12 protein-coding genes are annotated in these 18964 nt (G+C 71.4%); 10 read left to right on the top strand and 2 right to left on the bottom strand.

Going from position 1 to position 18964, the window contains the following annotated elements; translation table 11 throughout:
• Nucleotides 1-10: 10 nt before the first annotated feature.
• Nucleotides 11-1657: a GMC family oxidoreductase gene (locus ACSQ4M_RS03830; protein WP_436188345.1), complete on the bottom strand. Its 1647-nt coding sequence runs from the start codon at nt 1655-1657 to the stop codon at nt 11-13.
• An 89-nt stretch (nt 1658-1746) separates the two neighbouring features.
• Between ACSQ4M_RS03830 and ACSQ4M_RS03835 the strand changes: the two genes are divergently transcribed.
• The 10 genes from ACSQ4M_RS03835 (at nt 1747) to ACSQ4M_RS03880 (ending at nt 11974) form a co-directional block, all read left to right on the top strand.
• Nucleotides 1747-2685: a LysR family transcriptional regulator gene (locus ACSQ4M_RS03835; protein WP_436188346.1), complete on the top strand. Its 939-nt coding sequence runs from the start codon at nt 1747-1749 to the stop codon at nt 2683-2685.
• 124 nt (nt 2686-2809) lie between these two features.
• Nucleotides 2810-3955 carry a transporter substrate-binding domain-containing protein gene (locus ACSQ4M_RS03840; protein ID WP_436188347.1) on the top strand — a complete coding sequence of 382 codons (1146 nt, stop codon included), beginning with the start codon at nt 2810-2812 and terminating at the stop codon, nt 3953-3955.
• Between the two features lie 12 nt (nt 3956-3967).
• Nucleotides 3968-4567: an ANTAR domain-containing response regulator gene (locus tag ACSQ4M_RS03845; RefSeq protein ID WP_436188348.1), complete on the top strand. Its 600-nt coding sequence runs from the start codon at nt 3968-3970 to the stop codon at nt 4565-4567.
• Between the two features lie 267 nt (nt 4568-4834).
• Entirely contained in the window at nt 4835-6082 is a 1248-nt protein-coding gene (locus tag ACSQ4M_RS03850) for a transporter substrate-binding domain-containing protein (protein ID WP_436188349.1), read from the top strand.
• Nucleotides 6083-6152: 70 nt separating this feature from the next.
• Entirely contained in the window at nt 6153-7046 is an 894-nt protein-coding gene (urtB, locus tag ACSQ4M_RS03855) for an urea ABC transporter permease subunit UrtB (RefSeq protein WP_436188350.1), read from the top strand.
• Between the two features lie 3 nt (nt 7047-7049).
• Nucleotides 7050-8153 (top strand): urea ABC transporter permease subunit UrtC, encoded by a 1104-nt coding sequence (gene urtC, locus ACSQ4M_RS03860; RefSeq protein ID WP_436188351.1) that lies wholly within the window; start codon nt 7050-7052, stop codon nt 8151-8153.
• A complete protein-coding gene (gene urtD, locus ACSQ4M_RS03865; protein ID WP_436188352.1) occupies nt 8150-8908 on the top strand; it encodes an urea ABC transporter ATP-binding protein UrtD in 759 nt (252 codons plus the stop codon). The genes urtC and urtD overlap by 4 nt, the downstream gene beginning before the upstream one ends.
• Nucleotides 8902-9594 (top strand): urea ABC transporter ATP-binding subunit UrtE, encoded by a 693-nt coding sequence (urtE, locus tag ACSQ4M_RS03870; protein WP_436188353.1) that lies wholly within the window; start codon nt 8902-8904, stop codon nt 9592-9594. The genes urtD and urtE overlap by 7 nt, the downstream gene beginning before the upstream one ends.
• 85 nt (nt 9595-9679) lie before the next feature.
• Nucleotides 9680-11224 carry an amidase gene (locus tag ACSQ4M_RS03875; RefSeq protein WP_436188354.1) on the top strand — a complete coding sequence of 515 codons (1545 nt, stop codon included), beginning with the start codon at nt 9680-9682 and terminating at the stop codon, nt 11222-11224.
• Nucleotides 11225-11266: 42 nt separating this feature from the next.
• The gene (locus ACSQ4M_RS03880) at nt 11267-11974 is read left to right on the top strand and encodes an alpha/beta fold hydrolase (protein ID WP_436188355.1); all 708 of its coding nucleotides are present in this window, start codon (nt 11267-11269) and stop codon (nt 11972-11974) included.
• Between the two features lie 9 nt (nt 11975-11983).
• Here the strand turns inward: ACSQ4M_RS03880 and ACSQ4M_RS03885 are convergent, their stop codons facing one another.
• Nucleotides 11984-18919 carry a response regulator gene (locus ACSQ4M_RS03885; protein WP_436188356.1) on the bottom strand — a complete coding sequence of 2312 codons (6936 nt, stop codon included), beginning with the start codon at nt 18917-18919 and terminating at the stop codon, nt 11984-11986.
• Nucleotides 18920-18964: the final 45 nt, after the last annotated feature.

Consider the following 18964-nt stretch of genomic DNA (forward strand, 5'->3'; position numbering starts at 1 on the left):
CGGGCGGCGCTCAGCCGCCCGCCTCGCGCACCCACGCCGCAGCCTTCTCGGCCATCATGAGCGTGGGGCTGTTGGTGTTGCCGCTGGTGATGGTGGGCATGGCGCCCGCATCCACCACGCGCAGCCCGGCGATCACCCTTCCCTTGCCATCGCGCACGCGCAGGCGGCTGTCGAGCACGGCGCGCGGGTCGCCGTCGCGGCCCATGGCCGCGGTGCCCACCGGATGGAAGATGGTGGTGGCGATGTCGCCGGCCAGGCGCGCCAGGTCCTCGTCCGTCTGGTACTGCGGGCCGGGCTTGAATTCCTCGGGTTTGAACTTCGCCAGCGCGGGCTGGGCCGCGATGCGGCGCGTCACGCGCAGCGAATCGGCGGCCACCTTGCGGTCGGCATCGGTGCTCAGGTAGTTGGGCGCGATGGCCGGCGCATCGCCGAAGCGCGGGCTCTTGATGCGCACGCTGCCGCGGCTCGTGGGGTTCAGGTTGCAGACGCTGGCCGTGAACGCCGGGAAGCTGTGCAGCGGCTCGCCGAAGGCGTCGAGCGAGAGCGGCTGCACGTGGTACTCGAGGTTGGCGTAGGGCTGGCCCGGGTCGCTGCGCGTGAACGCGCCCAGCTGCGAAGGCGCCATGCTCATCGGCCCGCTGCGCGAGAGCAGGTATTCCAGCCCGATGCGGGCCTTGCCCACGAGCGTGGAGGCCAGCACGTTGAGCGTGGGCGCACCGCTGATCTTGTAGACCGCGCGGATCTGCAAATGGTCCTGCAGGTTCTCGCCCACGCCTGGCAACTCGGCCTGCACCGCGATACCGTGCTGCTGCAGCAGGGCGCCTGGGCCGATGCCCGAGAGCTGCAGGATCTGCGGCGAACCGATGGCGCCGGCACACAGCAGCACCTCGCCCGTGGCGCGCACGGTGACCAGCTCGCCGCCGGTCCAGACCTCCGCCCCCGTGCAGCGCAGGCTGCCGTCGCCCTGGCGCTCCAGCAGCAGCCGCGCCACCTGGCCGCCGGTCCACAGCTCGAAGTTGGGGCGGCCGTAGCAGGTGGGCCGCAGGAAGGCCTTGGCCGTGTTCCAGCGCCAGCCGTTCTTCTGGTTCACCTGGAAGTAGCCCACGCCCTCGTTGTCGCCGCGGTTGAAGTCGGTGCTGTGCGGCACGCCGGCCTGCTGCACGGCAGCGGCGAATGCGTCGAGGATGTCCCAGCGCAGGCGCTGTTTCTCGACACGCCATTCGCCGCCGGCGCCGTGCATCTCGTTGGCCCCGAGGTAGTGGTCCTCGTGCTGCTTGAAGGCCGGCAGCACGTTGTCCCAGCGCCAGGCCTCGTCGCCCGTGGCGGCAGCCCAGCTGTCGTAGTCGCGCGCCTGGCCGCGCATGTAGATCATGCCGTTGATGGACGAGCAGCCGCCCAGCGTCTTGCCGCGCGGATAACGCAGCGTGCGGCCATTGAGGCCGGCATCTGGCTCGGTCTGGTAGAGCCAGTCGGTGCGCGGGTTGCCGATGCAGTACAGGTAGCCGACCGGGATGTGGATCCAGTGGTAATCGTCCTTGCCGCCGGCCTCGATCAGCAGCACGCGCTTGCGCGGGTCCTTGCTCAGGCGGTTGGCCATCAGGCTGCCGGCCGTGCCGGCGCCGATGACGATGTGGTCGAAGGTATTGCTGCCGCTCATGCGTGTGTCTCCCTGGGGGCGCGAGTGTCGCCTGCACGCAGCAGCGAAGCCAATGAGTTCTCACCCCTACTGGTATAAGCGGCGCAAATATGAACCCCGCCCTGCTCGACCTGCACCTGCTGCGCGCCTTCGTCACCGTGGCGCGCGAGGGCAGCGTCTCGCGTGCGGCCGCGCAGCTGCACCGCACGCAGCCGGCGCTGAGCCTGCAGCTCAAGAAGCTGGCCGAGGCCAGCGGGCTGGAACTGTTCCAGCGCGGCGCGCACGGCATGTCGCTGTCGGCCGACGGCGCGGCGCTGCTGCAGCTGGCCGAGCGCACGCTGGCCGCGGCCGACGACTTCGCGCGCGGCGTGGAGCGGCTGCATGGCAGCGCGCGTGGCCTGCTGCGCATCGGCACCATCCTCGACCCCTCGTTCCTGCGGCTGGGCGACTGGCTCGGGGCGCTGGTGCGCTCGGCGCCGCAGATCGCCACCGAACTGCGCCACGGCATCAGTGGCAGCGTGCTGGCGCAGCTGCAGCAGGGCCAGCTCGACGTGTGCTTCTACCTGAGCCCCAGCCTGGCCGCGACCGAGGCGCTGCAGCTGGCCGGGCGCACGCTCACGCGCTTCGACTACCGCGTGGTGGCCCCAAGCGGCTGGGGCCCGCAGGTGGCGGGGCGCGACTGGGAGGGCCTGGCCACCCTGCCCTGGCTGGAGACGCCGCCCGAATCCGCCCACCACCGGCTGCTGCAGGGCGTGTTCGGCCCGCGCGGCCTGGCGCCGCGGCGCGCCGCGCTGGTGGACCAGGAGGCCTCGATGCTGGACCTGATCAAGTCGGGCGTGGGCCTGTCGCTGGTGCGCGATGCGATCGCCATGCGCGAGAGCCAGACGCACGGCCTGGCCGTGGCCGACCGGGTGCGCATTCCCTGCGAACTGCAGTTCGTGTGCCTGGCCGGGCGGCGCGGAGATGCGGTCGTGCAGGCCGCATGGCAGGCGCTGGAGCAGGTCTGGGGCGCCGACGGCGCGGCCGAAGTGTTCGGGTTTTCCCCGTGACGCTGTTAAAGTGCAGGCGGCTGCGATGCGTGCATCGCCCCGCCCCATGACTTCGGAGCAGTGAAGCTCCCAACGGCCCCTCGCGTGGCCGTTGGGAGCTTTTTTCATTTGGAGAATCGCCACCGTGAGCACACCCACAGACCGAACCTGGCGCGTCGGCGTCCTGTTCTCCACCACCGGGGTGACCGCTGCGGTGGAGCGCACGCAGCAGGCCGCCACGCTGCTGGCCATCGAGGAGATCAACGCCGAGGGCGGCGTGCTCGGCAGCACTATCGAGCCGGTGCTCTACGACCCTGAATCGCGCCCCAAGCGCTACGGCGAGCTGGCGCGCCAGCTGTGCGACCAGGACGGTGTGCGCGTGGTCTTCGGCGGCCACATGTCCAGCACGCGCAAGGCGCTGCTGCCGGTGGTCGAGGCGCACCGCGCGCTGCTGTTCTACCCGACGCTGTACGAGGGCTTCGAGTACTCGCCCAACTGCGTCTACACCGGTGCCGCGCCCAACCAGAACTCGGTGCAGCTGGTCCGCTACCTCACGCGCCACTTCGGCAAGCGGCTGTTCCTGATCGGCTCGGACTACGTCTACCCCTACGAGTCCAACCGCATCATCGCGGACCTGTTCCGCCAGGCCGGCGGCGAGGTGCTGGACGAGATGTACGTGCCGCTGCGCGTGGCCGACATCGACATGGCCAAGGTGCTGCGCCGCATCAAGGCGGCCCAGCCCGACGCCATCTATTCGACCGTGGTGGGCGACGGCATCGCGCGCTTCTACACCGCCTACCGCGAGGCCGGCTTCGACCAGCGCACGCACCCGATCGCGAGCCAGTCGACGCAGGAGGCCGAGATCGCGCAGATGTCGGTCGAGGCGGCGCGCGGCAGCATCACCGCGGCGCCCTACTTCTCGACGCTGCAGACGCCGGCCAACCTGAAGTTCGTCGCCGCCTGGCGCAAGCGCTTCGGGCCGGACCTGCCGATCACCGCCAATGCCGAGGCCGCCTACTTCCAGGTGAAGCTCTACGCGCAGACGCTGGAGCGCGCCGGCGACGACCGGCTCGACGCGATGCTGCCGCACCTGCACGAGCACGAGTTCGACGCGCCGCAGGGCCGCGTGCGCATCGACAAGGAGAACCACCACACCTACCTGTGGCCGCGCGTGGCACGCGTGGACGATGCGGGCCAGTTCCGCGTGGTCGACGACCCGGAGGTCCGCGTCAAGCCCGACCCCTACATGTTCGAGAGCCGGTTCGACCCGCTCGGTGGCCGCCTGGAGTGATCGGAGCACCGCATGTCCATCTCGCTGTTGCGCCAACTGCCCGAGCTCAAGGTCGTCGTCGTCCATCCGCCGGATGAGGAAGGCGATGCGCTGGTCAGCCACCTGCGCCGCGTGGGCTGCATGGTCAGCATGGTCTGGCCGGTGCCCGAGGCCCTGGCCTCGAACGCCGACGTGCTGTTCCTGCTGATCGAGGGCGAAGGGCGGCATGCCACGGAAGTGCTGCTCAAGTCGCTGGCCAAGCCCGAGCCGACGGTGATCGCCATCGTCAACTACGAGGACCCGACCACGCTGCAGCTGGTGCTGGAAAGCGGCGCCTTCGCCGTGGTGCAAAAGCCCATCAAGCCCTTCGGCCTGCTGGCCAGCCTGGTCGCCGCGCGCAGCATCTGGGCCGAGCGGCAGACGCTGTTGAAAGAGAACCGCAAGCTGCGCCGCAAGATCGCGAGCGACCAGGCCATGAGCCGCGCCAAGACGATCCTGATGGCCTCCAAAGGGATCAGCGAGGGCGACGCCTACCAGGCGATCCGCGCGCAGGCCATGGCCAAGCGCCTGTCGATGGAGCAGATCGCCAGCTCCATCATCAACATGGAAACTTTGTTGCACACCTCCGGCTAATGCATATAAGATTCCGCTCGCTGCATCGACGAAATTCGCAGATGCAGCGGCTGCACCCCCCTTGATCCGTCAGGCCTGGTGCGGTTCATCCCGGCAACCATGTGTGTTGTCTGGACCCTGGCAATGAAGCCCACATCGCAGCCCACGCTGCGACGTGGGTTTTTTTTTGCCTGCGCTCGACAGTGCCGTCGGCTGGTTTCGCTTGACACGGGTTTTTCCACCATGGGCCGCGCATGCCGCGTGGCCAAACGTCTTAAGGGTTCCGCCATGTTGACTTCCACACGTCGCCGTCTTCTCGTCTCTTCCGCCGCCTCGGTCGCCGCCGTGGCATCGCCCGCCTGGATGCGCTCGGCCATGGCCGCCGACAGCATCAAGGTCGGTGCGCTCTATTCGCAGACCGGCGGCCTGTCCATCGTCGAGAAGATGCTGGCCAACGCAGTGCGCCTGGCGGTCTCGGAGATCAATGCTTCGGGCGGCGTGCTGGGCCGGCAGGTGGAGGTGGTGCTGGAAGACGGCGCCTCCGACCCCAAGACCTTCAACGAGAAGGCCTCCAAGCTGGTCACGCGCGACCGCATCGAGACGGTGTTCGGCTGCCACACCTCGGCCAGCCGCAAGGCCGTGCTACCGGTGTTCGAGCGTCGCAACGCCATGCTGTTCTACCAGACGCACTACGAGGGATTCGAGTGCTCCAAGAACGTGGTCTACAGCGGCGCGGTGGCCAACCAGCAGCTGGGCAACTACATCCCGTGGATCGTGCAGAAGCTGGGCAAGAAGAAGTTCTTCATCGTCGGCTCCAACTACGTCTACCCGCGCGAGATGTCCAAGGTCAGCAAGAAGCTGATCGAGGCATCGGGTGCCACCTGGGTTGCCGACGAATACCTGGAACTGGGCCACTCCGAATGGGCCAGCATGGTCCGCAAGATCAAGGAATCGGGCGCCGACGTGGTGCTGTCCAACGTGGTCGGCGACTCGCTCGTGGCCTTCTACCGCGAGTACAAGAACCAGGGCATGTCGCAGGCCGCCGTGCCGATCTGCGCCACCGTGACCAGCGAGATCGAGGTCGCCGCCATGGGCGCCGAATACGCGGCCGGCAGCTACATCTCGGTGCCCTACTTCATGTCGATCGACACGCCGGCCAACAAGTCCTTCATCGAGCGCTACCGCAAGTTCGTGAACGACCCCAAGGCCGTGACCTACCACTCGCTCGAAGCCGCGTACTTCCAGGTGTTCCTGTGGAAGCAGGCGGTCGAGGCCGGCAAGGCCACCACGGCCGACGCCATCCGCGCCAACATCGGCGGCCAGAGCTACGACGCCCCGGGCGGCAAGGTGCGCATCGATCCGGAAAGCCTGCACGTTTGGATGACGCCGCGCGTGGGCCAGTGGCAGGCCGACGGCCAGGCCAAGGTGGTGGACGCAGGCGCCCAGCCGATCCGCCCGCTGCCCTACTTCGCCTACGGCGAGACCGACGCCAACCTGATGTGCACGCGCAAGGGCGCGGCGCAGGTCAAGGTCTAAGCAGTCCCCTCGGCCCACCACGGACGGCGAGAGACGCCGGGGTGGGCCGCGTCCTCCAAGGAATCCCTTCATGATGGATGTACTCCTGATCGGCCTGAGCGTGGGCTCGATCCTCCTGCTGGCCTCGCTCGGCCTGGTCATCATCTACGGCGCCATGGGCGTGGTGAACATGGCCCATGGCGAGATGGTCATGGTCGGTGCCTATGCGGCCGTGATGACGCAGATCTGGCTGGGCTGGGGCCTGTACGCGGCGATCCCGATCGCCTTCGTGGTCACGGCGCTGCTGGGCCTGTTGATCGAGCGCTGCGTGGTGCGCCGGCTCTACGGCCGCCTGGGCGACACGCTGCTGGCCACCTGGGGCGTGGCCATCCTCGTGCAGCAGGCCGTGCGGCTCGAAGGTGGGCTGTCGTTCTTCGGCATCCACATCCAGGGCCTGGGTCCGGGGCTGCAGAACATGCCGGTGCCGGCCGAGCTGCAGGGCGCGTTCCTGATCGGGGGGGTGTCCATCAACGCCTACCGCGCCTTCATCGTCGCAGCCACCCTGGTGCTGACACTGGCCACCTGGTTCCTGCTGTACCGCACCAGCATGGGCATGCAGGTGCGCGCCATCATCCGCAACCCGCGCATGGCCGCGGCCTGTGGCATCGACGTGCAGCGCGTGAACGCCTGGACCTTCGCGTTCGGCGCGGGCCTGGCCGGCATCACGGGCGTGCTGGTGGCGGGCTTCAAGACCGTCTCGCCGGACATGGGCACGGCGCTGGTGGTCGACAGCTTCCTCGTGGTGGTGGCGGGCGGTGTCGGCAGCCTGCTCGGCGCCGTGGTCATGGCGCTCGGACTGGGCGAGATCAACGGCGTCGTCGCCGCCATGGCCAACGACATCGTGGCGCGCGCCGTGATGTTCGGCCTCGTGATCCTGCTCATCATCGTGCGCCCGCAGGGCCTGTTCTCCTTCAAAGGACGCTGAGCCATGCATTCCACTCTGGACAGGCGCGCGACCTACGCCGCCTATGCGGTCTTCCTCGCGCTGGTGGCGCTGGCGCCGCTGGTGCTCGACGGCTTCTGGCTCAACCGGCTCGGCAAGTACCTGGTCTACGGCATGCTGGGCGTCGCCATCGCGATGTGCTGGGGCTACGCGGGCATCCTGAACCTGGGGCAGGGGCTGTTCTTCGGCATCGGCGCCTACATGCTGGCCATGTCGCTCAAGATGGCCAGCCCCACCAGCCTGCAGCACGGCGGCAACGGGCCGGTGCCGGACTTCATGCTGTCCAACGCCGAACCCGGTGCGGTGATCGACCTGTGCTGCATCAACAGCGGCGCGTTCCTGTGGTCGCCGTTCCGCTACCAGGCCTTCGGCATCCTGATGGGCGTGGTGCTGCCGGTGCTGGTGGCCTTCCTGCTCGGGCTGGTGGTGTTCCGCAAGCGCATCGCGGGTGTGTTCGTGTCCATCATCACGCTCGCGTTGGTGCTGCTGGTGCGCCTGCTGCTGGTCGATGCGCAACCGCTCACGAACGGCTTCAACGGCCTGTCGGATCTGGCCTGGCTCAAGGTGGGCGGTTTCGAGTTCGACCCCTACGGTGTCGGCACCTACTACCTCATCGCCGGGCTGCTGGCGCTGGTGCTGGTGGGTGCGCGGCTGCTGCTGGCCACGCGCGCCGGGCTGATCCTGCGCGCCACGGCGGGCGACCCGCAGCGCGCACGCTACCTGGGCTTCGACGTGGCGCACTACCAGACCTTCTTCTTCGCGCTGTCGGCCGGCATCGCGGCGCTGGCGGGCATGCTCTATGTGGTGGTGGCCGAGTTCGCCTCGCCCACCTTCATGGACCTGGCCTTCTCCATCACCATGGTGGTGTGGGCCGCGGTGGGCGGGCGCGGCTCGCTGCTCGGCGCCTGCGTGGGTGCCATCCTGATCAACATGCTGGAGTCCACCGCCAGCGAGACGCAAGCGCTGGTCGAGGCCTGGCGCGTGATCGTCGGGCTCGCCTTCGTGCTCGTGGTGCTGTACCTGCCCAAGGGCATGGCCGGCTGGGTGCACGACCTGCTGGACCGGCAGGCAATGCGGGGTGCGAAATGACCGCCGTCGCACTCGAACTGAAATCCCTGGGCGTCAGCTTCGGCGGCTTCAAGGCGGTGGACGGTGTCTCGCTGCAGGTGGCCGAGGGCGAACTGCGCGTGCTGCTGGGCGCCAACGGCGCCGGCAAGACCACGCTGATGGACCTGGTCTCGGGCAAGACCCGCAGCACGCAGGGCCAGGTGGTGCTGCACGACAAGGACATCACGAACTGGCCCGAGTACCGCGTGGCGCGCGCCGGCATCGGCCGCAAGTTCCAGATCCCCAGCGTGTTCCGCGAACTCACGGTGCGGCAGAACCTCGCCGTGGCCGCGACGCGCGAGCCCTCGATCCTGCGCAACCTGCGCTGGGGTTTCGGCCGCGCGGCGGTGAGCGGCGTCGACGAGATCCTCGCGCTGATCGGCCTGCAGGACGTGCAGCACCGCCAGGCCGCCGACCTGAGCCACGGCCAGACCCAGTGGCTGGAACTCGGCCTGCTGACCGCGCAGAAGCCCCAGGTGATCCTGCTCGACGAGCCGACCGCCGGCATGACGCAGGCCGAGACGCGCAAGACCGCGCAGATCCTGATGGCCCTGCGCGGGCGCCAGACCATCCTGGTGGTGGAACACGACATGGCCTTCGTGCGCGACATCGCCGAGCGCATCACCGTGCTGCACCTGGGCAAGGTGCTGGCCGAAGGCAATGTCGCCGAGATCGAACGCGACCCCAAGGTACGCCAGGCGTACCTCGGCTCCCATGGAATCGCCGCATCATGCTGAAGCTCACCACCGTCAACAGCTACTACGGCCGCAGCCACGCGCTGCAGGACGTGAGCCTGCACATCCCGGCCGGCCAGGTCACCGCCATCCTCGGGCGCAACGGCATGGGCAAGACCACGGTGCTGCGCACGCTGATGGGCAGCATGGTGCAGTCCACCGGCGCGATCGAACTGGAGGGCCAACGCATCGACGGCCTGCCCACGCACCAGCGCGCGCGTGCCGGCATCGCCTACGTGCCGCAGGGGCGCGAGATCATCGCGGACTTCAGCGTGCAGCAGAACATCCTGATGGGCGCCTTCGCGGGCCGCGGCCCGCGCGAGATTCCGCCGCTGGCGCTGGAGCTGTTCCCCTACCTCGCGGCCAACCTGCAGCGGCCCGGCGGCGTGCTGTCGGGCGGCCAGCAGCAGCAGCTGGCGCTGGCCCGCGCGCTGGCGGCGCGCCCCAAGGTGATGCTGCTCGACGAGCCGAACGAGGGCATCCAGCCCTCGGTGGTCGAGGAGATCGAGGCCGCCATCACGCGGCTGAACCGCGAGTTCGGCCTGACCATGGTGCTGGTCGAACAGAACATCGACTTCGCGCGCCGCGTGGCCAGCCACTTCGCGATGTTCGAGAAGGGAACCATCGTGGCGAGCGGCCCCATCGCGGCGCTGACCGACGCCGTGGTCGACCGGCACATGACGTTCTGACCACGCCTTTTCCCCAACGTTTTTCAACCACGGTCCCGGCGCGGCGCGCGCGCCGCAAACAACCGCCTTCAACCAGGAGTTCCCCATGCACACGACCGCAACACAGCCCATCGCCGTCGACCTGACCACCTTGACCGTGGAGGCCGTGCAGGAGGGCTTTCGCACCGGCGCCTTCACCGCCGAGAGCCTGGCCCAGGCCTGCCTGCGCCAGATCGAGGCGCACAACCCGCGCTACAACGCCATCATCTTCCTGAACGGGCAGGCGCTGGACGATGCGCGCGCCATCGACCGGCGCCGCGCGGCCGGCGAGACGCTGGGCCCCTTGGCCGGCGTGCCCGTGGTCGTGAAGGACCCGATGGACATGGTCGGCTTCCCGACCACGGCCGGCTGGTCGCTGCTGCACAGCAAGACCGGCGGTGTGGACCTGATGCCCGCCACCGACGCGCCCGTGGTCGCGCGCATGCGCGCGGCCGGCGCCGTGATCCTGGGCAAGACCAACGTGCCGGTGCTGAGCCACACCGGTACGCACGCCGACGATAGCTGGGCTGGGCCGACACTGAACGTGGTGGTGCCCGAGCGCGTGCCGGGTGGCAGCAGCGCCGGCACCGCCGCCGCCGTGGGCGCCAGCATGGCGGTGCTGGGCCTGGCCGAGGAGACCGGCGGCTCGATCCAGAACCCGGCCTCGGCGCAGGACCTGGTCGGCATCAAACCGACCATCGGCCTGGTGCCCAACGCGGGCGTGATGCCGCTGTCGGGCAACCGCGACGTGGTCGGCCCGATCGCGCGCTGCGTACGCGACGCCGCGCTGTGCCTCGACGTGCTCGCGGGCTACTCGGCCGAAGACCCGAAGACGCTGGCCGGCGTGGGCAAGACGCCGGTGGACGGCTACACCGCCAAGCTGCGCAAGGACGCACTGAAGGGCGTGCGGCTGGGTCTGTACGGCGCCGGCTGGCGGCCGCAGCCGCTGTCGGCCGAAGCGCGCAAGCTCTACGACCGCGCCGCCGAAGAACTGACGGCGCAGGGCGCCATCCTCGTGGAAGACCCGTTCCTGGGCACTGGCTTCGCGGCGCTGCGCCAGCCCACCACGCCCTTGCCCAACTTCGACGCGCGCGGCATGGAGTCCGTGCCCTACGACCTGCAGAAGTACCTGGAGCGCCTGGGCCCGGACGCCGCGCTCAAGAGCTTCGCGGCCTTCGCCGAGGCCACGGCCCAGCAGTCGGCTTTCGGTCCCGGCGGCGTGTTGAGCTACCTGCACAACCTGCCGCAGTTCAAGGCCAGCCTCGCGGCACCGGCCACGCCGCCGGACCTGTCTGACTTCATCGCGCTGAAGGCGGCCTACCTGCGCATCGTCGACGCCGTGTTCGCCAGGCACCAACTCGACGGCCTGGTGTTTCCGCAGATGCGCGAAGAGTTGCCGCTGAACAAGACCGGCACCATCCAGGAGACCACGGTGGGCGAGATCAACATCGCCGGCCTGCCGGCCGTGACGGTGCCGGCCGGTTACTACGCCTCGGGGGCGCCGTTCGGGCTGCTGTTCGTCGGCAAGCAGTGGAGCGAGGCGGAGCTGCTGGCCTACGCGTACGGCTACGAGAGCGCGACACAGCATCGCAAGGCGCCTGCGCTGGACTGAGGCTGAGGGGCATTCTGGCGTGGCGCGCGCCATACTGTCCCCATGACCACCTCCGCACCACACCCCCTGGTCCTCGTCCCCGGCCTGCTCTGCGACGCCCTGCTCTGGGCGCCGCAGGTCGAAGGGCTTGCCGACATCGCCGACGCCTGGGTGCCCGCACCCACGCAGCACGCCAGCGTCGAGGCGCTGGCGCGCGCCGTGCTCGCCGACTGCCCATTCGAGCGCTTCGCGCTGGCCGGCCTGTCCATGGGCGGCTACATCGCCATGGCCATCCAGCGCCAGGCGCCGCAGCGCGTCACGCACCTGGCCCTGCTCGACACCAATGCCGTGGCCGATGCACCCGCTGCCAGCACCGCGCGCCGCGAACTCGTGGCGCGCAGCCAGGCCGAGGGCCTGGGCGCGGTGGCCGATGCACTGCTGCCGCGCCTGGTGTGGCCGCAGGCGCCGCGGCATGCGGCGCTGCGCGCCACGGTGCGCAGCATGGCCTGGAACGTGGGCACCGCGGCCTTCGCGCGGCAGCAGGAGGCCATCATCGGCCGGCCCGACGCACGCGCTGCGCTGGCGCGCGTGGCCTGTCCCACCTTGGTGGCCTGCGGCGCGCAGGACCTGCTCACGCCACCGGCGCTGCACGAGGAGATGGCGGCGCTGGTGCCCGGTGCGCGGCTGGAGGTCTTCGCCGACTGCGGCCACCTGAGCACACTGGAGCAGCCCGGGCGCGTGACCCAGGCCCTGCGCAGCTGGCTCGGCTGAGAGGCGGCCTCAGCGCGGCAGCGCCGCGGCCAGCGCCTGCGCGGCGGCGTCGAAGTCGTAGCCATCGATCGCCACCGCGATCGGCGCGCAGGCCGGGCCGAGCGCGGCCTCCAGCGCGCCGCGGTGCTCAGCGAAGTAGGACGCGGCATCGCCGTCGCCCTGCTCGAGCAAGGCCTGCAGATGCGCGGCGATGGCTGCGATGGCCGCGCGGTCGTGGCCATTGGCATGCGGTGCGGCCGCCACCGGTTCGGGCAGCGCGGCCTGCAGGCTGCAGACCAGGGGGTCGAGCAGGCGGGCCAGCCCGTCGAGCACAGGCACCAGCGCGGGCAGGCCAGCGCCTGCGGCGATGGCCTGCTCCACCTCGGCCGCCTGGGCCTGCAGCGGGCCGGCGCCCAGGTTGCCGGCCAGCCCGCGCAGCGTGTGGGCCAGGCGCCGGGCCAGTTCGGCATCGCCGGCCACCAGCGCAGCGTGGATCTGCGCCGGCACGCGATCCTGTGCGCGCGCGAACTTGCCCAGCAGCTCCAGGTACAGCGGCTGGCGGCCCATGAGGCGGCGCAGGCCCGTGGCGGTGTCCAGCCCTGCGATGGCCGCCAGGGCTGGCGGCAGGCTGGCCGCGGCCGCCGTGGGTGGCGCGGCGGCGGTGGCGGCCTGGGACACCGGCAGCCCGGGCCGTGGCCGGACCCAGCGCGCCAGCGCCTGCCAGAGTTGTTCTGGCTCGATCGGCTTGGCCACGAAGTCGTTCATGCCGGCCGCGGCGCAGCGCTCGCGGTCCGCCTGCATGGCGTTGGCCGTCATGGCCAGGATGGGCAGCGCATCGTGCGCGGCCCGGCTGCGCAACGCGCGGCTGGCCGCCACGCCGTCCATGACCGGCATCTGCATGTCCATCAGCACCAGGTCGTAGGCCTGCGCGGCGTCCAGGGCCCGGTCGGCCATGGCCACGCCGATGGCGCCGTCACCGGCCACGTCCACGGCGAAGCCGGCCTGCTGCAGCAGCTCGGTGGCCACCTGCTGGTTCAGCGCGTTGTCTTCCACGAGCAGGATGCGGGCGCCGCGCAACGGCGCCAGCGCGGCCATGCCCGCGTCGGCGCCGCTGGGGGCTGCAGCCTCGCCAGGCGCAGCGTGGCCGAACAGGCGCAGCATCGCGGCCCGCAGCGCCACGGCACCGACCGGCTTGGCCAGCACCACGCCGATGCCTGCGCGCTGTGGCGCATCGCCGCCCTGCGCACTGGCCAGGGCCAGGCGCGGTGCTGCGTCCAGGCCCAGCGCGGCGATGCCCTGGGCGGCCTGCGCGCCGTCCATGCCGGGCATCTGCGCGTCCAGCAGCACGGCGTCGTAGGGGCGGCCGGCCGCGTGCGCGGCGGCAACGGCCTGCACGGCCGCCTGGCCGCCGTCGACCGCGTCGGCGGCGAAGCCCTCGTGCTGCAGCAGCCGCACCAGCACCTGCGCGGCACAGGCGTTGTCGTCGGCCACCAGCACGCGGCGCCCCAGCAGGTCCAGATGCGGTGGCGCCCGCGGCGGCTGCGGCCGCAGGCCGAGGCGGGCCGTGAACCAGAAGGTCGAGCCCTCGCCGCTGCGGCTGTCCACGCCGACGCTGCCGCCCATCAGCTCGGCCAGCCGCTTGCAGATCGCCAGGCCCAGGCCGGTGCCGCCGTACTGGCGCGTGGTGGAGCTGTCGGCCTGCTCGAAGCTGCGGAACAGCCGGCCGATCTGCTCGGGCGTGAGGCCGATGCCGGTGTCGCGCACCGTGAAGCGCAGCAGCACCTGCCCGGCGCTTTGCTCCTGCACGCGCACGGCGATGGCGATCTCGCCGCTCTCGGTGAACTTGACGGCGTTGTTGGCGTAGTTGACGAGCACCTGCGACAGCCGCAGCGCATCGCCGGTCAGGCTGTGCGGCACCTCCGCCGGCAGATCGCAGACCAGTTCCAGGCCGCGGGCCTGGGCCTTCTCGGCGACCAGGTTGGTGGCTGCCGCCAGCAGTTCGTCGAGCTCGAACGGGCCCTGCTCGATGTCCATCTTGCCGGCCTCGACCTTGGAGAAGTCCAGGATGTCGTTGAGGATGCCCAGCAGGTGCTGGCCGGACTGGTGGATCTTGTGCAGGTAGTCGCGCTGGCGCGGGTCCAGGTCGGTCTTGAGCGCCAGGTGCGACAGGCCGATGACCGCGTTCATGGGCGTACGGATCTCGTGGCTCATGTTGGCCAGGAAGGCGCTCTTGGCCGCGTTGGCCGCATCGGCCGCCGCCTTGGCCTGGCGCAGCTGTTCCTCGGCCACCTTGCGCACCGTGACCTCGATGGACATGCCGCAGACGGCGTGCACGGCGCCGCTGGCGTCCGGCAGGCCGAACTTGTGGATCTCGAAGTGACGCACCCCGTCGGGCGTGGGAACGCGCATCTCGTAGGGCGGCAGGCTGCCGCCGGCGAACACGCGCAGGTCGCTCTCCTGCACGTTGGCGTCGGCGCGGCTGGTGGGCAGGAAGTCGTGGAAGAACTGGCCCGCCAACGACGCGCCGGGCCGCCCCAGCATGGCGACGTAGCAGGGGTTGTGCATGACGCAGCGGCCCTCGCGGTCCTTCACGAAGATGGGCATGGGCGCGTTGTGCAGGATCGCGCCCAGCGTGGCCTGGCTCTGGCGCAGCTCGTCGGTGCGCGCGGCCACCATGCCCTCCAGGCGGCTGTAGAACTGCGCGTTGTCGTAGGCTGCGGCGAACTGCGCGCACATCAGCCCCAGCGTGGCCAACTGGTCCTCGCGCAGCGTGGCCGCTGCGGCACGGTTCTCCAGGTACAGCAGGCCCACCGCCTCGCCGCGCAGCACGACGGGCAGCGCGGCGATGGCCTGGGCGCCATGCGCGGCCAGCTCGGCGTCGTGCGCGAAGCGCGGGTGCTGGCGCACCTCGGGCAGCAGCAGCGGCTGGCCACTGCGCAGCAGGTAGCGCTGCACGGCGGCCGGCGGGCGCAGTTCGAAGGCCTCGGCGGCGCCCACGGTTTCGGACTGCGGGCCGAAGGCCGCCAACTGCTGCCAGCGCCCGTCCTCGCGCCAGCTCAGCGCGCCGTACTCGGCCGCGGCGTACTGCCGCAGCAGCCGCAGCAGCACACGCAGCAGCGTGGCTGGCTCGCGCTCGGCGATCAGCGCCTGGCTGGCCGCCACCAGGGCCTGGGCATCGAGCCGCTGCAGCCCGCCTTCGTCGTCTGCGCGCGGCAGCGCGGGCGCGGCCTGCGGGTGCAGGCCGTCCTGCAGCCGCAGCGCCGGCGCCGTGGCCCCCCAGTGCGCAAAGGTCTGCTGCGCCAGCGCCTGGTACAGCCCGGCCGCACGCGCCAGGCCCCGGGCGCGGCAGCAGGCGGCCGCGAGCTCGCAGGCCACGGCCTGGTGCCAGGGGCGGTGCGCGGCGCGGTCGATGGCGGCTTCGAAGCCCGGCGCCGCCTGCGCGAAGTCGCCGAGCGCCCAGGCCTGCACGGCGCGCAGCAGTTGCGCCATGTGGGCGAAGTTGTCGGGCGCATCGGCGGCGCGCGCGTCGAACCAGCAGGCCCGCTCCTGCAACTGGTCCAGGGCATCGGCCGGAACAGCTTGGTCGCAGGCCACGGCGTGGCCCAGCGCCAGGCCGCCGAGCCAGTGGTAGAGCGCGTAGAAATAGGTGTTGGGCAACATGCGCAGCGGTGCGTCCAGCACCGCCTCGTGCAGCACGCTGTCCCAGGCGCCGTCCAGCGCCGCGGCGACGGTGCGGTAGACCCGGTCGTGCATGCGCGCATAGGGGCTCAGCGCGATGTGCGCGCGCACGGGCGCATCGGGCTGCGCCGCGTCGGTCTCGCCGCGCACGCGGGCCAGCAACCAGGCGAACAGGCCGAAGCTGCCCAAGGTCATGCGGTCGTCCAGCCGGCGCGCCAGCGCCAGGGCTCGCGCCAGCGGGGCATCCATGCGCGCGAGCGCAAGCGCGGTGTCGAACGTGGCCGACAGCTCCCAGACCAGGTTCTCGGTCAGCGTGCCGTGGTCGCCCACGGCCTCGGCCAACTGCTCGATGCGCCGGTAGTGGGCGAAGCGCGCCTGCAGCGGATCGCAGAAGCTGGCCACCACATTGGCCCAGCGGTACAGCGTGCGGCTGGCACTGCGCTCGTCGGACATGCCGGGCGCCAGCCGCACGCCGATGCGGCCCAGCCTGCAGCCCAGCGCATAGTCGCCGCGCAAGGTGGCCAGCGGGGTGAAAGCGCCCGTCAAGGCCTCGGGCAGGCCGAGGAAGCTGCCGCGCTCCCAGCCGAGGCGGATCAGCCGCAGGCAGCACCAGGCGCCGGTCTGGTGCCCGTCGTTCACGGGATTGAGCTGGGCCGCGATCAGCAGCGCGGCGGCTGCCTCCAGCGGCACATCGTCGACGGGCAGCAGACGCTCGAACAGCGCATCGCCCTCGGCCTGCATGTGCGCGCGCAGGGCGTCGAGTTCGACCTCGAGTGCAGCAGGCCGCTCGGCTGCAGCGGGTGCGGGCAGGCCCAGCAGGCCGGCCGCCTGCAGGGCCAGCGCGATCGATTCGGCATTGCGGCCACGCAGATAGAGCGCGCGCGTGTGCAGCAGCACGGCCGCGTGCACCGCCATCGGGTCGGTGGGCAGGTGCTGGGCGATGGATGCGAACAGCGGCTCCATCGCTTCGTAACGGGCCTGGGCGAACAGCGCCGCGTGCAGCGCCATGGCGACATCGCGGGTGCGCGGCGGGTCGGCCGGCAGCCGCGCATCGAGCTGGTGCGCGCCCTGCAGCAGGCGCAGCGCCTGGGCGTTGGCGCCCTGGTCCAGTGCGTCGCGACCGGCCTGGAGCAACAGGCTGGCGGCTTGCGCCACCTCGGCTGGCGGCGCATCCGCGAGCGGGCCGTCCAGCACCTCGAGGTAGTGGCCGGCGGCGGCGCCGGCATCGCTGCCGGCCAGCGCGCGCGCCAGGCCGAGGTGCCATTGCGCGCGCTGGTCCGGCGCCAGCAGGGCCAGCGCGGCTTCCTGCATGCGGTCGTGGCAAAAGCGCAGCGCGCCACCGGCGCCGGCCGGGCTGCACAGGATGGCGTGGCGCAGCAGGGGCAGCAGTTGCTGCTCCAGCGCAGCGGGCGGCATGCCGGATGCAGCGGCCAGCGCGGCAACATCGACGGTCCCGTCCAGGCAGGCGCAGCCGCCCGCCAGGGCCTGCGCGGCCAGGGGCATGCGGTGCAACTCCTCGATCAGGCCGGCGACCAGGTTGTCGGAACTGGGCAGCGCCTCCACGGCACGCGTGTCCCACTGCCAATCGCCCTGCACGCGGCGCAGCGCACCGGCGCCGAACAGGCGCCGCACGTAGTCGAGCACGAAGAAGGCATTGCCGCCGGTCCGGGCCACCAGGGCTTCGGCCAGCGGCGCCATGGCTGGCGGCGTGGCATCGAGCACGTCGGCCAGCAGCGCGGCCAGATCGTCCGCGGCCAGGCCACCCAGCGGCAGGTCCACGCAGGCGGCGTCGGCTTCGGCCAAGCGCGCCAGCATGCGTGGCAAGGGATGGGCGGCGTCCAGCGCATGGTCGCTGTAGGCGCAGACCAGCAGCAGCGGGCCACGGCTGTGGTCGCAGGCGATGGCTTGCAGCGCCGCCAGCGCATCGGCGTCGGCCCACTGCAGGTCGTCCACGAACAGCACGCAGGGCGCGCCCGCGTCGCGCAGCGTGGCGCACAGCGCGCCCAGCGCCTGGACCATGCGCACCGGCAAGGGCACGTCGCTGGGTGGATCGGCCGGCACCACGCCGGTGGGCCACAGCAGCGGGGCGAAGGCCGGTGCCGTGCGCGCGAGCAGGGCCGCATTGCGCCCGAGGCGCCCGAGCAGGCGCAGGCGCATGCGGTCCAGCCACTGCGGCGGCTCGGTGCGCCAATGCTCGGCCACCTCACCCATCGCCTCGGCCAGCCCGCCATAGGGCGGCTGGTTGCGGCCCTGCCTGAACCGGCCCGAGGCCAGCATGCCGCGCCGCGCGCCGATGCCCGGCTGCAGGGCCCGCACCAGGCTCGACTTGCCGGCGCCCGCATAGCCGCGGACGAAGACCACGCGGCTGTCGCCGCCTTCGTCGGCCAGTGCCGCATGCAGTTGCGCCAGCGCCTGGCTGCGCCCATACAGGCGCGAGGGCCGGGTTGGCTGGATGCGGCGGTCGTCGGCGCCGGGCGTGAAATCGCGCTGGCCGGCCAGGCAGCGCAGCAGGTCCTGGCGCAGGCCGTGCGCCGACTGGAAGCGGGCCTCGGGGCTCTTGGCCAGCAGCTTGTCCAGCAGCGCCGACACGCCCGGAGCCACCCAGGGCGCGATCAGGTGCACGGGCGGCGGCGGCCGCGTGAGCACGGCGTGCAGCAGCGCCAGCGGCGCGGTCTCGACGAACGGCGGCTCGCCGCTCAGCAACCAGTAGCCGATGGCGCCGAGCGCGTAGTAGTCGGCCCGGTAGTCGACACCACGCGCCATGCGGCCGGTCTGCTCGGGCGCACCGAAGGCACGCGGCAGGGCTTCGCTGCCCGCTTGCGGGCCGGCCTCGATGTGCTGCTGCACCACCGCGCGGCTGAAGTCCAGCAGGCCGACGCCGCCACCTGGCAGCACCAGCAGCTTGTTGGGGCCGAGGTGGCCATGCAGCACGCCGCGCGCGTGGACCTGTTCCAGCGTGGCCAGCAGGTCCAGCAGCAGGCGCAGCACCCAGCCGAGATCGCCGGGGTGCTCGGCGGCCGCCTGCGCCAGCGTCGCTCCGGTCAGGCGGGTGTGGATCAGCCAGGCGCCGGCATCGTCCAGCCCCAGCACCCGGGGCACGCCGACGATTCCCTCGAGCAGGCCCAGGATGCGCGCCTCGTTGCGCAACTCCGCGCCCGCGCCGCGCCCGGGGTGCGGGCTCTTGTGCAGGGCGGCAACGGCGGGCTCGCCCCACTCCAGCGCGGTGACGGCATGCCGGCCCGCAGCGGCGGCGGGAGGAGGCTCTGGAGGCTGCAGCGCCGCCGGCATGGATGTCCGATTGTTGAGGTGCGAAACGGAGTGCTGAGCTTCAAG

The organism is Pseudorhodoferax sp. LjRoot39 (assembly GCF_964253035.1).
Lineage (GTDB): Bacteria > Pseudomonadota > Gammaproteobacteria > Burkholderiales > Burkholderiaceae_C > Pseudorhodoferax.

Coding starts and splice junctions, on each gene's coding strand:
- ACSQ4M_RS03885 (WP_436188356.1), bottom strand. CDS start 18,919: ATGCCGGCGGCGCTGCAGCCTCCAGAGCCTCCTCCCGCCGCCGCTGCG.
- urtD (WP_436188352.1), top strand. CDS start 8,150: ATGACCGCCGTCGCACTCGAACTGAAATCCCTGGGCGTCAGCTTCGGC.
- ACSQ4M_RS03850 (WP_436188349.1), top strand. CDS start 4,835: ATGTTGACTTCCACACGTCGCCGTCTTCTCGTCTCTTCCGCCGCCTCG.
- urtE (WP_436188353.1), top strand. CDS start 8,902: ATGCTGAAGCTCACCACCGTCAACAGCTACTACGGCCGCAGCCACGCG.
- ACSQ4M_RS03880 (WP_436188355.1), top strand. CDS start 11,267: ATGACCACCTCCGCACCACACCCCCTGGTCCTCGTCCCCGGCCTGCTC.
- ACSQ4M_RS03845 (WP_436188348.1), top strand. CDS start 3,968: ATGTCCATCTCGCTGTTGCGCCAACTGCCCGAGCTCAAGGTCGTCGTC.
- urtB (WP_436188350.1), top strand. CDS start 6,153: ATGATGGATGTACTCCTGATCGGCCTGAGCGTGGGCTCGATCCTCCTG.
- ACSQ4M_RS03830 (WP_436188345.1), bottom strand. CDS start 1,657: ATGAGCGGCAGCAATACCTTCGACCACATCGTCATCGGCGCCGGCACG.
- urtC (WP_436188351.1), top strand. CDS start 7,050: ATGCATTCCACTCTGGACAGGCGCGCGACCTACGCCGCCTATGCGGTC.
- ACSQ4M_RS03835 (WP_436188346.1), top strand. CDS start 1,747: ATGAACCCCGCCCTGCTCGACCTGCACCTGCTGCGCGCCTTCGTCACC.
- ACSQ4M_RS03875 (WP_436188354.1), top strand. CDS start 9,680: ATGCACACGACCGCAACACAGCCCATCGCCGTCGACCTGACCACCTTG.